This is a genomic window from Actibacterium sp. (assembly GCF_055134745.1).
Map to the genome: position 1 here is coordinate 1 of NZ_JBSRVX010000022.1, position 13,108 is coordinate 13,108.

Genomic DNA, 13,108 nt, shown 5'->3' on the forward strand with positions numbered 1-13,108 from the left:
TCGAGAGAGATGAAGCGCAGGCTGTTCACGCCCAGGTAATCGCGCATCTCGTCTTCGGACATATGGCTGGCCAGCAGCTTGTCGCGTTCGGGGGTATCTACGCCGTAAAAGCACGGCCAGGCGGTGGGGGGGCTGGCGATGCGAAAATGCACCTCGGCCGCGCCTGCGTCCAGAATCATTTCCTTGATCTTGCGGCTGGTGGTGCCGCGCACCACGGAATCGTCGACCAGGATCACCCGTTTGCCGCGGATCAGGGCACGGTTCACGTTCAGCTTCAGCCGCACGCCCATGTTGCGGATCTGTTCGGTCGGTTCGATGAAGGTGCGGCCCATATACTGGTTGCGGATGATGCCCATCGCATATGGAATGCCGCTTTCCTGGGAAAATCCGATGGCCGCGGGGGTGCCGCTGTCGGGCACGGGACAGACCAGATCGGCCTCGACCGGGGCTTCGCGCGCCAGTTCCACCCCGATCTGGCGGCGCGTTTCATAGACGGACCGCCCGCCCAGAATGGAATCGGGACGCGAGAAATACACATGTTCGAAGATGCAGAAGCGCGGCTTGGCGCGCTCGAAAGGGTGGAAGCTTTCCACGCCGCGGCTGGCAGAGATCACGACCATTTCGCCAGGTTCTATCTCGCGGATGAACTCGGCCCCGATGATGTCCAGCGCACAGGTTTCCGATGACAGGACCCAGCCATCACCCAGCTGACCCAGCACCAGCGGGCGCACCCCCAGCGGATCGCGCACCCCGATCAGCTTGGTCCGGGTCATGGCGACGATGGAGAATGCGCCTTCGACGCGGCGCAATGCGTCCTTCATGCGTTCGGGAATATTGCGTTGCAGCGATCGCGCCATAAGGTGGATGATGCATTCGCTGTCCGAACCCGACTGGAAGATCGATCCGCGCTCGATCAGTTCGCGGCGCAGGGCCTCGGCATTGGTGATATTGCCGTTATGGGCAATCGCCGCGCCCCCCATCGAGAATTCGCCAAAGAAGGGCTGTACGTCGCGCAACTGGGTATTGCCCTTGGAGCCGGCGGTGGAATACCGCACATGGCCGATCGAGAGGCTGCCCGGCAGGGTCTCCATCAGGCTGACCTTGGTGAAATTGTCGCGCACATAGCCAAAGCGGCGCGCGGAACTGAAGCCGTTATCGGGGGCATAGGCGACGATTCCGCCCGCCTCTTGCCCGCGATGTTGCAGGGCATGCAGGCCGAGGGCCACGAAATTGGCGGCGTCGGTGACGCCGATCACGCCGAACACGCCGCATTCTTCACGCAGCTTGTCGTCGTCGAACGGGTTTGCCGGGGGCATCTCACGCATGGCAGCGGGGCTCCGAATCCAGAGGCAGCAGGATGGCCCCTCCATAGACCCTTGCGGCCGGACTGTCACGAAAGGATCACATTAATTCGCCGCTTTGCAGCATCAAACCGGTTTTGCGGCGTCAGGGGGCGTTTGTGTGGGGGCGGTCTGGGGGCTTGTGCGCTATTGCGGGGTGCCGCAGGTTCCCACAAGCTGATCGTATCTGCCGATCAGCCATCCCAGCGCCTGGGTCGGGTCGCGTTCCTGCAGCTTGGTGGCCATGTTCTCGAACACCGCCGCCGAGCGGCTGGTATCCACGACCGCGACCGGTTCGCTGAAGACGGCATGATAGACAAAGAATGCCACCGCTACCAGCAGGATACCGCGTGCCACGCCAAAGATCAGGCCAAAGCCCTGATCCAGCCCGCCCAGGGCCGATCCGCGCACGAAGGACGACAAAAGCGGTGTGAACAGCGACAGGATCACCAGCGCCAGCGCAAAGACCGCGGCAAAGGCCATGACGATGGAAATCTCGCAACTGTCGCCGATGAAACCCGCCAATCCCGGAACCTGCTTGATCAGTGGCTCGACCTGGGGGGCGAAAATGAAGGCGACCACCGCTGCACCGACCCAGCCGACAATGGCCATGATTTCCCGCACCAGACCGCGAGAATAGGCCAGGATGGCCGACAAGACGATGACCGCCGCAACAACCGCGTCAATAATGGTGAACCCGTCCATCCGATGCTCCTAGGGGGTCTTGGGCGACCCGAAAATGTCTTCGACAAATGCTGTCAGGTCGGCCATCTGGCGCAATTTCAGCCCCGCCGTATTTCCCGCCTTGGTGCGCGACGGAATGATTGCCTGTTTGAAACCAAGTTTTTGCGCTTCTTTCAACCTGTTTTCGGTCTGGCTGACCGGGCGCAGCGCGCCGGACAGGCTGATTTCCCCGAAAATCACGGTATCGGCGGGCAGGGCGATATCCTCGCGCGCGCTCAGCAGGGCGGCGGCCACGGCCAGGTCGGCGGCAGGTTCGTTCACGCGCATGCCACCGGCGACATTCAGGAAAACGTCAAGACCCGCAAAGGGAATGCCGCAGCGCGCTTCCAGCACCGCCAGCGTCGTCGACAGGCGTCCGGCATCCAGCCCCACCACGGTGCGACGCGGAGTGCCCAGGGGCGAGGGCGCGACAAGCGCCTGGATCTCGGTCAGGACGGGCCGGGTTCCCTCGATGCCCGAGAAGACGGCCGATCCGGGCACCGGCGTGTTGCGTTCGGACAGGAACAGGGCTGACGGGTTGGTCACCTCGGACAATCCGGCGCCGGTCATTTCAAAGACCCCGATCTCGTCGGCGGGGCCGAAGCGGTTCTTGACGGCGCGCAGGATGCGGAACTGGTGGCCGCGCTCGCCCTCGAAATAGAGCACGGTATCGACCATATGCTCGACCACGCGCGGGCCGGCGATCTGGCCGTCCTTGGTGACATGGCCGACCAGGATCACGGCGGTGCCGCTGCGCTTGGCGAAACTCACCAGCTCATGCGCGGCGGCGCGCACCTGCGCCACCGATCCGGGGGCGCTGTCGACCTGATCCACCCACATGGTCTGGATGGAATCGATGATCGCCAGCGCCGGGCGTTCCGCATCCAGCGTGGTCAGGATATCGCGCAGATTGGTTTCCGCCGCCAGCCGGACCGGCGCATCGGCCAGCCCCAGACGCTGGGCGCGCATCCGGATCTGGGCGCTGGCCTCCTCGCCCGAGACATATACCGCCGGCAGACCTGCGCGTGCGAATTGCGCCGCGGCCTGCAACAGCAGCGTGGATTTGCCGATGCCGGGATCCCCACCCACCAGAATGGCCGAGGCCGGCACCAGCCCGCCCCCCAGCACCCGGTCAAGTTCGGACAGGCCGGACACCGTGCGCGGCGGCGCAGGCTCGCTCAGCGACAGCTGCGTCAGCGGCACCGTGCGGCCGCGCATCGCGCCCAGCGACCTGGCGCCGGGACCCGTCGACAGGGGCGCCTCTTCGATGATGGTATTCCAGCCGCCGCAAGCATCGCATCGCCCGGCCCATTTCTTGTGCGACGCGCCGCATTCGGCGCAGGTAAAGGCAGGTGCTGGTTTGGCCATGTGGTCTTTCTGTCTGAGCACAGCGATTTGATCAAGCGTTGCATAATGGGTATTTTCGCCAAGAATAAGCTGCAGGTTTATTCTTGGCGAAAATACCCGCGCCGCAGGCAGGCCGCGTCAGCGGGCTTCATCCCTGTCCAGATGTGACAGCACCAGCGAGGCCAGAACGCAGCCCGTGAACAGATAAAGCCCCCAGGCGGTTTCGATCCGGCCCACCCCCACACCTTTGGCCAGCACCACGTATAATGCGATCAGGAAGATATCGGCCATGGCCAGCCGGCCTGCGAGCACCAGTACCGGCCGCAGCCGGGCCGGCGCGCGGCCGAACTGGATCAGCACCAGCCCGATCGTCTTGGCATAGGGCGCCACCAGGGCGAACAGGGCCACGATCAGGGCCAGGAAGATGTCGCTTTTCCACAGGCTGGCCAGCCCCGATATCACCGAGATTTCCGATAGCCCGAACAGCGGCAGAAGCCCTGCGCGCATCAGCGGCGCGAACCAGGCGACGGGAAAGAGGACAAGCAGCGCGAGATTGGCCAGCTTCAGCGCCATCAGCGCACCGCGGCGATCGGCCCCGTGGCGCGGCCGTGGATGAACTGGTCCAGATAGGGGTCGCCCGATATGTCCATATCGCCGACAGGGCCGGTCCATTTGATCACCCCGTCATGCAGCATGGCCACGTCATCGGCGATGGCGCGCACCGAGGTCATGTCATGGGTGATGGTCATGGCGGTGGCGCCCATTTCGACGACGATTTCACGGATCAGGTCGTTGATGACGCCGGCCATGATCGGATCCAGCCCGGTCGTGGGTTCGTCGAAGAAGATGATGGCGGGATCGGCGGCGATGGCCCGTGCCAGGCCCACGCGTTTTTGCATGCCGCCCGACAATTCGGCGGGGTATTGATCGGCCACCTCGGGTTTCAGCCCGACGCGGCGCAGTTTTTCGATGGCTGTTGCCCGGGCTTCGTCGGCGGGGCGTTTGAGCGATCCGCGCAACAGCCGGAAGGCCACGTTTTGCCAGACCGTCAGGCTGTCGAACAGCGCGCCGCCCTGGACCAGCATCCCGAAACTGGCCAGAAACGCATCGCGATCGGCCTGGGTCACGTCCTGGCCATCGACCAGGATGGTGCCTGCATCGGGTTTGACCAGCCCCAGGACGCATTTCAGCATCACCGATTTTCCGGTGCCCGAGCCGCCGATGATCACCATGCTTTCGCCGCGTGGCACCAGCAGATCCACGCCGCGCAGCACCTGATTGCGCCCGAAGGCCTTATGGACGCCGCGCAGTTCGATCATGAGGTAAAGAAGGCCTCTGTCAGGATGTAATTGGCGGCCAGGATCAGCACCGAGGCCGCCACCACCGCCGATTTGGTGGCCCGGCCCACGCCCTGTGCGCCGCGGCCCGAATTCATGCCGAAATAGCAGCCCGTCAGTGCGATCAGAAAGCCGAAGACCGCGCCCTTGATCATGCCCGAACCGATATCCCAGAATTCCAGGAAATCGACTGTGTTGTTCAGATAGGTGGCTGGGTTGAAGCCCAGCCGCTCGATCCCGACCAGATAGCCGCCGAAGATGCCGATGGCATCGCCCACCCCCACCAGCAGCGGCACGGTCAGCGTGGCCGCCAGAACGCGCGGCGCGGTCAGATAGCGCATCGGATCGGTCGACAGGGTAACCAGCGCGTCGATCTGTTCGGTCACCTTCATCGTGCCGATCTCTGCGGCGATCGAACTGGCGACGCGCGCGGCCACCATCAGCCCGCCCAGCACCGGGCCCAGTTCGCGCGTCATGCCGATCGCCACGATCGAGGGCACCACGGCGGCGGCGTCGAAGCGGCTGCCGCCGGCATAGATCTGCAAGGCCAGCGCGGCGCCGGTGAAAACCGCCGTCAGCCCGACCACCGGCAGGCTGAAATAGCCGATGGTCAGCAGCGCATGGCCCAGTTCGCGAAAGTAATAGGGTGGGCGCAGGATGGCGGCCAGGGTCAGCCCCATGAACATCATGCCGCGCCCCAAGCCCGCGACCAGGCCAAGGACGGTGCGGCCCAGAACCGACAGCGGCTGCAAGAGGGTCATGCCATTCCCCCGGTATAGCGCCGCTGATACCGTGCCCCCAGCGATGTCAGGATTTCATAGCCGATGGTGCCGGCATCATTGGCCAGATCGTCGACCGTCTGATCGGGGCACAGGATGTCCAGCGCCCTGGGCGGGGCGGGCAGATGGGTGATGTCGACCGTGATCAGGTCCATCGACACGCGTCCGACAATCGCGCAGGGCGTGCCTTCGTGAAACAGGTGGCCGCGATTGCCCATCGCGCGGATCAGGCCATCGGCATAACCTGCGGCCACGGTGGCGATGGTGGCGGGGGTTTCGGCCGTCCAGGTGCAGCCATAGCCGGCGGTTTCGCCCGGCTCCAGCGCGCGTGTCTGGATCACCGGCAGCGACAGATGCGCCACGGGGGCGGCATCGTCGAATGGCAGGCCGCCATACAGGCCGACCCCGGGGCGGGTGATGTCGAAATGGTAATCGGCGCCCAGCAGGATGCCGCCGGTGGCCGACAGCGAGCGCGGCACCCCCGCGCCATCGGTCATCGCCCTGAACAGATCCAGTTGCCGGGCATTCATGGCATGGTCGGGTTCGTCGGCACAGGCAAGGTGGCTCATGATCAGGCGGGGTTCCGCGGCCAGGGCGATCTCGGCGACGGCGGCCCATTCGGCGGGTTCCATCCCCAGCCGGTTCATGCCGGTATCCAGTTGAATGCCGAAGCCGTGGCCGGGCAGGGCCTCGAAATGGCGGGTCAGCTGGTCGATCGAATTCAGCATCGGGATCAGGTCCAGATCGCCGATCATATCGGTATCGCCCGCCATATGGCCGGAAAACACGCAGATTTCCGGGCCGCGCCCCAAGGCATCCCGCAGGGCGGCGCCTTCTTCGGCGACGGCGACAAAGAACCGGCGCGCCCCGGCCCGCGCCAGCGCGCGCGCGACCTGAACCGCGCCCAGCCCATAGCCGTCGGCCTTGACCACGGCAGCCGTTTCCACGCCTGCACCCGACGCCCGGTCGAGCGCCTTCCAGTTGCGCACCAGCGCGTCGAGATCAATGGTCAGAATACCAGTCGCCATGCGCATCGGTTTGGTTTGGCGGGCGGCGAAGGTCAAGGGAAAACCGCGACGGCCTGTCCTAGGTGCGCGCCGCCAGCGGGCGCGAGATCAGCTGCGCCACCTCGACCAGGGCGGTCGGAATCGACCAGCCGCCGGGGCAGGTCAGGTATTGCGGGGTCCAGACGGGGCCGAATTTCTGCTTGAAGGCGCGCAGGCCTTCAAAGTTGTAAAACTCATCGCCGCGCCGGTAGATCAGGGTGCCGATCTTGTTCCACATCGGTGCCAGCGGATGCCGGCTGAGGCCCGATAATTGCACCGCGCCCAGATTGAACCAGCGATATCCCTGATCGCGCCCATAAAGAATTGTTTCGGTCATCAGCGCATCCATCATCACCGGCGTGATTCCGGGCAGATAGCGCATCAGATCAATGGCGAGTTCCATCTTGTCTGCCCCACGCCACAGATTGGCAAAGGCCACGATCCTGTCACCCTGCCACATCACGGCCAGGTCGAACTCCGCCAGGTATTCGGTATCGAACCGGCCCAGCGAAAACCCCTTTTCCGCGCCCTTGCGGGTGGACAGCCAGGCATCGGACACCGCTCGCAACTGCTCGATCATGCCGGGCACCTGATCGCAGGGCACAATATCAAAGCGCAGCCCGTCGCGTGCGGCCCGGCTGCGGGCATAGCGCAGATCCTTGCGCGCAGGACCATCCAGCGTAAAGGCCGGCAGGTCGATGCGCGCCACTTCACCGGTTTTCAGAATGGCATGGCCCAGATCCAGCAACTGGATGATCGAGGTCGGCGGAACGGCATAGAACACCACCCGCCCGCCCACACGGTCGGCCCGTTCGGCCAGATCCCAGATCAGCGCTGCCCCCGCCGTCACATCCCCCACCGGCCCGCCCAGGCAGACCCAGCTGCGCCCGGACACGGCATACATCACAAAGGCATCCTGCGCGGGCGAAATCAGGAACTGCTTGTCGCCCAGCAGCGCCACCTGCCTTGTGGCTTCGGGGCAATCGTTCAGCAGCGCGCGCACCGCACCCGGAATGGCGACAGTATGCGGGCGTGGCACCACGGGGCGGTTGATCAGGGCATCCAGCGTCAGGGTGGCTATCGCGATCGTCAGCGCAAAGGTGGCGCGCAGAAAGCGGGGGGCATCGCCATGCCAGGCAAAGCTCCACCATAATTCGCTGCGATAACCGACGTTGCGATAGCCCAGAAAGCCGATGATCGTCACTGCCGCCAGGGTGATGGCCACCAGCAGCAGCCAGCCCGGACCGGGGCGAAAGCTGCGCCAGTCACCCCGCCGGTAAAACGATTTGCGCGTGGCATGCAGGGCGGCGGCGACAGCCACCAGAAGGGCGGCTTCTTCCCAGTCCAGACCCTTGATCAGTGAAAAGACCGCCCCCGCCAGCAGCAACACCATCGCCGCCCAACGCGCCTGCGCCATACGCAGCGCCAGCCCGCGCGCCAACACGATCAGCGCCAGCCCGGCCAGGCTGGCCGACAGATGCGAGGCTTCGGCAAAGGGCAGGGGCAGCGTGTCGCGCAATACTTCGGTGCGCCAGTTTTCTTCGGGCAGGGCGCTGGACAGCAGCAATACCAGCCCGCCCAGAAACACCAGTATCGCGATCAGCCCCGGCGCGATGCGCCCCGAAAGCGCGAAAACGGTCAGCAGCGGGCGCGACCATTCGGCAAGAGCCTCGCGCCAGGCAGATTTTCGATGCCCGATGTCATCGTGCCTGTCACCGGTCATAAAGGGGTCTTTCGTTGGGGCTGCCCGGTATCAGAAACGGTCTTCACCGCCCTGTTGCCAGGGTTTTACCAGATTGCCAAACCGGGTGAATCGGCCCTCGAAACTTAAATCAACCGTGCCGATGGGGCCGTGACGCTGCTTGCCGATGACAACCTCGGCCTTGCCATGCAGGGCGGCCATTTCTTCTTGCCATTTGGCCATGGCTTCCAGATTGTCATCGCCGGGTTTTTCGCGCTCTTTGTAATATTCGCCGCGATAGACGAACATCACGACATCGGCATCCTGCTCGATCGAGCCCGATTCGCGCAGATCCGACAGTTGCGGGCGCTTGTCTTCGCGGTTTTCGACCTGACGTGACAATTGCGACAGTGCCACGACGGGGATATCCAGTTCCTTGGCGATTGCCTTCAACCCTTGCGTGATCTCGGACACCTCGTTCACGCGGCTGTCCTTGGCGGTCGCGGGGCGCACCAGTTGCAGATAGTCGACAAACAGCACATCCAGCCCATGCGTGCGTTTCAGGCGGCGGGCGCGGGCGGCAAGCTGACTGATCGGCAGGGCAGGCGTGTCGTCGATATAAAGCGGGCAGGCCTCCAGCGACTTTGCGGCCTCGACGAAACGGCGAAACTCGGCTTCGGTCATGTCGCCGCGGCGGATCTGTTCGCTGGGCACTTCGGATGCTTCGGACAAAATCCGCGCGGCCAACTGTTCGGCGCTCATCTCAAGGCTGTAAAAGCCCACCACGCCGCCATCCACCGCGCCCTCGCTGCCATCGGCCAGCGTGCCCCTGCGATAGGACTTGGCGATGTTGAAGGCGATATTGGTGGCCAGCGATGTCTTGCCCATCGACGGCCGCCCGGCCAGGATCAGCAGGTCCGACCGGTGCAGCCCGCCCAGCTTCTTGTCCATGTCGATCAGCCCGGTCGACAGGCCCGCCAGCCCGCCTTCACGCTGATAGGCGGCATTGGCAACGTTCACGGCATCGGTCACGGCCTTCAGGAAAGACTGGAACCCGGTTTCCGACTGTCCCTGCTCGCCCAGCTTGTAAAGCGCCTGTTCGGCCTCGACGATCTGGGCCTTGGGGTCATTCTCGACATCCACCTTGGTGGCCTTGGCGGCGATGTCGCCGCCCAGCCGGATCAACTCGCGCCGGATGGCGAAATCATAGATCATCTGGGCATAGTCGCGCGCCGCAAAGGAAGAAATCGCCGCCCCCGCCAAACGCGCCAGATAGGCGGGGCCGCCCAGTTCCTTCAGCCCCTCGTCATCCTCCAGAAACGCCTTGAGCGTCACCGGCGAGGCCAGCGCGTTCTTCTGGATGCGGGCGGCGGCGATCTCATAGATGCGCTGATGCAGCGGGTCATAAAAATGATGCGGCTGCAAGATCGACGCGATCCGGTCGAATACATCGTTATTCGTCAGGATCGCGCCCAGCAGTTGCTGCTCGGCTTCGGTGCTGTGCGGCAGTGTGCCGCCGCTGTCAGTGCCGGTTTGTGTTTGCCGGATCGCTGCGATCTCGTTCATTGGCTGCCCCTGTCCATGGCGTGACGGGATACGGGGTTTCGGGGTCAAAACGCAAATTGTATATTTCTGTGGATGGATTGTGGGCAAGGTCCATACTACACGATCTTGCCAAATTCACACCTTTGCCGTCCATATGCAGTGGGCGGCTTTCCGCTTGCCATGTTACACAGGTGTTACCCGCCACTTTGGGGTGGCCGGTTATTTTCCCTGCCGGGCCTCTTGCCAGGCCCGGGGGGCGCGCAGGAATGATTCGACCTCGGCCAGCGTTGCCGCGTCAAAGGCGCCTTGTTCGCGGGCCTCGGCCAGCACATCCCACCAGGTGCACAGATGGTGCAGCGCCACGCCGTGATCGGCCAGCCGCTCGGTCGTGCCCTCAAATATCCCGTAATAGAAGATCACCGCAGTATGCCCGCAGACCGCCCCGGTTTCGCGGATCGCATCGACAAAGGACAGCTTTGATCCGCCATCGGTGGTCAGATCCTCGACCAGCAGCACCCGCTCGCCTTCGGTCATCACGCCCTCGATCCGGGCATTGCGGCCATAGCCCTTGGGCTTCTTGCGCACATAGCTCATCGGCAGGGCCAGCCGCTCGGCCATCAGGGCTGCAAAGGGAATGCCCGCCGTTTCGCCGCCCGCGATATTGTCGAACGCCTCGAACCCGGCGTCGCGCATCACGGTGACGGCCAGAAAATCCATCAGCACCGAACGGATGCGTGGAAAGGAAATCAACCGCCGGCAGTCGATATAGGTGGGCGAGGGCAGGCCCGAGGCCAGCGTGAACGGATCGGCGGGACGGAAATTCACCGCGCCGATTTCCAGCAGCATCTTCGCGGTCAGCCGCGCGATTTCAGCCTTGTCGGGAAAAGAGGATGGGATCATCGTGCTACCCTTGCTTATTCTTGGTCCAAATACCCCCGGCCGGAGGCCGAAACAGGCGCCCCGCCTATGGGATGACGCGCCAATGCAGCGCAAAGCCCGGATCGAACAGCGTCACGGGTCCGGCCCCTGTCTCGATCTTGGCCGGATAGGCGACCGGATCACCCTTTTCCAGCGTGATCCGCGATTCATTCGCTGGCACTCCATAGAAGGCAGGACCGTTCAGCGATGCGAAGCCTTCCAACCGGTCCAGCGCGCCGGCGGCCTCGAACACCTCGGCCAGGCAGGACAGCGTATTGGATGCCGAAAAGATACCGGCGCAGCCACAGGCATGTTCCTTCAGCGCATCGACATGCGGTGCTGAATCGGTACCCAGAAAGAACCGCGCATCGCCGCCGGTGGCCGCCTGCACCAGCGCCAGACGGTGGCTTTCGCGCTTGGCGACCGGCAGGCAATAGTAATGCGGGCGGATGCCGCCGACCAGGATGTGGTTGCGGTTGATGATCAGGTGATGGGTGGTGATCGTCGCGCCCAGATCGCGGTCATTGGCCAGAACATAATCGACCCCCTGCGATGTGGTGATATGTTCCATCACCACCCGCAGCCCCGGCGTGGCGCGGCGCAGGGGTTCCAGCACGCGGTCGATGAACACCGCCTCGCGGTCGAAGATATCCACCGCCGGGTCCGTCACCTCGCCATGCACACAAAGCGGCAGGCCGATCTCGGCCATTTTTTCCAGAACGCCGCGCACCTTGTCGAAATCGCGCACGCCAGAGGCCGAATTGGTCGTGGCCCCGGCGGGATAAAGCTTGACCGCCGCGATCAGACCGCCGGCATGGGCGGCGGCGACATCGGCGGGATCGGTCGCCTCGGTCAGATACAGCGTCATCAGCGGCGTGAAATCCATTCCCGCAGGCAGGGCGGCCAGAATGCGGTCGCGATAGGCGGCGGCATCGGCCCCGGTCACCACCGGCGGCACCAGATTGGGCATCACGATGGCGCGGGCGAAATGGCGCGCGGTTTCGGGCAGAACGGCCGCCAGCACCGCGCCATCGCGCAGATGCAGGTGCCAGTCATCGGGGCGGCGGATCGTCAGGGTCTGGGTCATGCCACGGAGTTACACAATTGTCCGGGGCTGTTCCAGTGGGTTCCACCGCTTTGCGCCGATGGCCATAGGGAAAATTGCCGAAAATTTAGGCATTTGTTCGCGCAGGAATGCGGGCCGGTGGCAATCTGGCCCATTGCTGCGATGCAGCAATGTGGTAGACTTTCCATGACCGGCACTGCCGCTTACAACATCCTCAGGGGGACAAGTTGGACGGTTCAACGATCACCACACGGATGCAGCGGGCGCATGGCGATGCGCGGGTCGACCTGGCGGCGGCGGCGGGCGGTGCGCGTCTGGTGCGACTGCATCAGTCCGGATCGGCCAAGGCGGTGCTGCCCCGCAATCATGGGGCCGCGCCCGAGGTGGTGTTTCTCAATACCGCAGGCGGGTTGACCGGTGGCGACAGGCTGCAGTTCGCCCTGTCGTTGGCCCCCGGGGCGCGGGCCACCGCCACAACCCAGACGGCCGAGCGCGCTTATGCCGCCTCGGGTGGGGTGGCGGAACTGAATGTCGATCTGCGGGTTGGTGACGGCGGCAGGCTGGACTGGCTGCCGCAAGAGACGATTCTTTTCGACAATTCGGCCCTGCACCGTCGCACCACGGTTGCGTTGCAGGGGAATGCCTGCCTTTTGATATGCGAAATGGTGGTTCTGGGCCGCGCGGCGATGGGCGAAACGCTGTCGCATCTGTTGTTTCATGATCAGCGCAGCGTTACCCGGAACGGTTTGCCGGTTCTGGTCGAACCCCTGCGCCTGACCGGGCAGACCCTGCAGCGGCGCGATGCGGCGGCGGGGTTGAACGGGGCGCGTGCCTTTGCCACGCTGGCGCTGGTGGCGCCGGGGGCCGAGGATGCGCTGGGCCCGCTGCGCGCCTGCCTGCCCGATGACGGGGCGGCGGCGTCGGGTTGGGATGGCAAATGCGTGGCCCGCTTCGTGGCGCGCGATGTGTTTGCGTTGCGCCATGCGCTGGCGCGCGCGATTGTGATATTGCGGGGCGGACCGCTGCCCCGTGTCTGGCAGATATAGGAGACCGAATGAACCTGACCCCACGCGAAAAAGACAAGCTGCTGATCAGCATGGCCGCGATGGTTGCCCGCGCCCGGCTGGCGCGTGGCGTCAAGCTGAACCATCCCGAAGCCATCGCCCTGATCAGTGATTTCGTTGTCGAGGGTGCGCGCGACGGGCGCAGCGTCGCCGATCTGATGGAGTCGGGCGCCCATGTCGTGACCGCCGCCCAATGCATGGAGGGGATCCCTGAAATGATCCACGATGTGCAGGTCGAAGCCACCTTCCCCGATGGCACCAA

13 protein-coding genes are annotated in these 13,108 nt (G+C 64.4%); 2 read left to right on the forward strand and 11 right to left on the reverse strand.

What is annotated here, in order from left to right:
* The 11 genes from purF to pyrC all read right to left on the reverse strand — a co-directional run.
* Positions 1-1,316 (reverse strand): amidophosphoribosyltransferase (gene purF, locus ACTCHC_RS04690; protein WP_463021322.1); only part of this gene is annotated, 1,316 nt, incomplete at its 3' end.
* Positions 1,317-1,487: 171 nt separating this feature from the next.
* Positions 1,488-2,045: a CvpA family protein gene (locus tag ACTCHC_RS04695; RefSeq protein ID WP_463021311.1), complete on the reverse strand. Its 558-nt coding sequence runs from the start codon at positions 2,043-2,045 to the stop codon at positions 1,488-1,490.
* Positions 2,046-2,054: 9 nt separating this feature from the next.
* The gene (gene radA / locus ACTCHC_RS04700; RefSeq protein WP_463021312.1) at positions 2,055-3,431 is read right to left on the reverse strand and encodes a DNA repair protein RadA; all 1,377 of its coding nucleotides are present in this window, start codon (positions 3,429-3,431) and stop codon (positions 2,055-2,057) included.
* A 117-nt stretch (positions 3,432-3,548) separates the two neighbouring features.
* Positions 3,549-3,983: a paraquat-inducible protein A gene (locus ACTCHC_RS04705; RefSeq protein ID WP_463021313.1), complete on the reverse strand. Its 435-nt coding sequence runs from the start codon at positions 3,981-3,983 to the stop codon at positions 3,549-3,551.
* Complete coding sequence (locus ACTCHC_RS04710; protein WP_463021314.1) at positions 3,983-4,729, reverse strand: ABC transporter ATP-binding protein; 747 nt, start codon at positions 4,727-4,729, stop codon at positions 3,983-3,985. Before ACTCHC_RS04710 ends, ACTCHC_RS04705 begins: the two co-directional genes overlap by 1 nt.
* Positions 4,726-5,508, reverse strand: a complete 783-nt coding sequence (locus ACTCHC_RS04715; protein ID WP_463021315.1) for an MlaE family ABC transporter permease — start codon at positions 5,506-5,508, stop codon at positions 4,726-4,728. The genes ACTCHC_RS04710 and ACTCHC_RS04715 overlap by 4 nt, the downstream gene beginning before the upstream one ends.
* Positions 5,505-6,554: an alanine racemase gene (gene alr / locus ACTCHC_RS04720; RefSeq protein ID WP_463021316.1), complete on the reverse strand. Its 1,050-nt coding sequence runs from the start codon at positions 6,552-6,554 to the stop codon at positions 5,505-5,507. The genes ACTCHC_RS04715 and alr overlap by 4 nt, the downstream gene beginning before the upstream one ends.
* Before the next feature lie 58 nt (positions 6,555-6,612).
* Complete coding sequence (locus tag ACTCHC_RS04725) at positions 6,613-8,295, reverse strand: phosphatidylglycerol lysyltransferase domain-containing protein (protein WP_463021317.1); 1,683 nt, start codon at positions 8,293-8,295, stop codon at positions 6,613-6,615.
* Positions 8,296-8,325: 30 nt separating this feature from the next.
* Positions 8,326-9,819, reverse strand: coding sequence for a replicative DNA helicase (locus tag ACTCHC_RS04730; protein WP_463021318.1), 1,494 nt, complete (start codon positions 9,817-9,819; stop codon positions 8,326-8,328).
* Between the two features lie 198 nt (positions 9,820-10,017).
* On the reverse strand, positions 10,018-10,698 hold the full coding sequence (locus tag ACTCHC_RS04735) for an orotate phosphoribosyltransferase (RefSeq protein ID WP_463021319.1): 681 nt from the start codon (positions 10,696-10,698) through the stop codon (positions 10,018-10,020).
* Positions 10,699-10,762: 64 nt separating this feature from the next.
* On the reverse strand, positions 10,763-11,803 hold the full coding sequence (gene pyrC, locus ACTCHC_RS04740; protein WP_463021320.1) for a dihydroorotase: 1,041 nt from the start codon (positions 11,801-11,803) through the stop codon (positions 10,763-10,765).
* Between the two features lie 233 nt (positions 11,804-12,036).
* On the opposite strand from pyrC, the gene ACTCHC_RS04745 reads away from it, so the two are divergent.
* Together ACTCHC_RS04745 and ACTCHC_RS04750 are read left to right on the forward strand one after the other, a co-directional pair.
* Positions 12,037-12,828: an urease accessory protein UreD gene (locus tag ACTCHC_RS04745; protein ID WP_463021323.1), complete on the forward strand. Its 792-nt coding sequence runs from the start codon at positions 12,037-12,039 to the stop codon at positions 12,826-12,828.
* A gap of 8 nt (positions 12,829-12,836) precedes the next feature.
* Positions 12,837-13,108: urease subunit gamma (locus ACTCHC_RS04750; protein WP_463021321.1), on the forward strand; the 272-nt coding region annotated here is incomplete at its 3' end.

Coding starts and splice junctions, on each gene's coding strand:
- alr (WP_463021316.1), bottom strand. CDS start 6,554: ATGGCGACTGGTATTCTGACCATTGATCTCGACGCGCTGGTGCGCAAC.
- ACTCHC_RS04725 (WP_463021317.1), bottom strand. CDS start 8,295: ATGACCGGTGACAGGCACGATGACATCGGGCATCGAAAATCTGCCTGG.
- pyrC (WP_463021320.1), bottom strand. CDS start 11,803: ATGACCCAGACCCTGACGATCCGCCGCCCCGATGACTGGCACCTGCAT.
- ACTCHC_RS04715 (WP_463021315.1), bottom strand. CDS start 5,508: ATGACCCTCTTGCAGCCGCTGTCGGTTCTGGGCCGCACCGTCCTTGGC.
- ACTCHC_RS04735 (WP_463021319.1), bottom strand. CDS start 10,698: ATGATCCCATCCTCTTTTCCCGACAAGGCTGAAATCGCGCGGCTGACC.
- ACTCHC_RS04705 (WP_463021313.1), bottom strand. CDS start 3,983: ATGGCGCTGAAGCTGGCCAATCTCGCGCTGCTTGTCCTCTTTCCCGTC.
- ACTCHC_RS04695 (WP_463021311.1), bottom strand. CDS start 2,045: ATGGACGGGTTCACCATTATTGACGCGGTTGTTGCGGCGGTCATCGTC.
- radA (WP_463021312.1), bottom strand. CDS start 3,431: ATGGCCAAACCAGCACCTGCCTTTACCTGCGCCGAATGCGGCGCGTCG.
- ACTCHC_RS04745 (WP_463021323.1), top strand. CDS start 12,037: ATGCAGCGGGCGCATGGCGATGCGCGGGTCGACCTGGCGGCGGCGGCG.
- ACTCHC_RS04710 (WP_463021314.1), bottom strand. CDS start 4,729: ATGATCGAACTGCGCGGCGTCCATAAGGCCTTCGGGCGCAATCAGGTG.
- ACTCHC_RS04730 (WP_463021318.1), bottom strand. CDS start 9,819: ATGAACGAGATCGCAGCGATCCGGCAAACACAAACCGGCACTGACAGC.